The organism is Bacteroides sp. NSJ-39 (assembly GCF_014287315.1).
Taxonomy (GTDB): domain Bacteria; phylum Bacteroidota; class Bacteroidia; order Bacteroidales; family Bacteroidaceae; genus Bacteroides; species Bacteroides finegoldii.
The window spans coordinates 1-635 of record NZ_JACOOB010000080.1 but is presented as its reverse complement, the minus strand read 5'-3'; the positions used below and the strand labels follow the sequence as shown (position 1 = coordinate 635).

1 pseudogene is annotated in these 635 nt (G+C 54.0%); it reads right to left on the bottom strand.

Annotated features, from left to right (window positions below):
- Positions 1-635, bottom strand: a pseudogene (locus tag H8S63_RS19810) (DEAD/DEAH box helicase family protein); the annotation flags it as partial.

Genomic DNA, 635 nt, shown 5'->3' with positions numbered 1-635 from the left:
TTGAACTGGTGGCTCTCATCTATGAAGATGTGGTCGATGCCCATCTGCTTGAAATCCACCACGTCGTCCGTGCGTGACTTTATGGCGTGTTCCACCTTCTCCAGCTTCGCTTCAAGGTTGTGCTTGCGCTTCTCCAATCCTTTCAGCATCGCCCGCGACACGTTCTTTCCCTGCTGCCGTAGCACTTCGAGGTTTTCCTCCACCGTGTCAAGCTCCGCTTGCAGGATGCGCTGCTGCAACTCCGGCGACTGCGGTATCTTGCCGAACTGGTCGTGCGACATGATGACGCAATCGTAGTCGTTGTTCTTTATATTATTGAAGAAGCGCACACGGTTGGCGGTCGAAAAGTCCTTCTCCGAAGCGTACAGAATACGTGCGTTGGGATATGCCGCCTGATAGGTGGCTGCAATCTCCGCAACGTTGGCTTTCAGCCCGATAATCATCGGCTTGTGTGCCAAATTCAGACGCTTCATCTCATGCGCGGCGATGCACATTATCAGCGTCTTACCGGTTCCCACCTCGTGGTCGCAAATTCCGCCGCCGTTCTGTTTCAACATCCAGACGCAATCCATCTGTGAGGGATAGACGCTCTTGATACCCCGGCTTGCCAGCCCTTTCAGGTTGAGGTCGGGAAA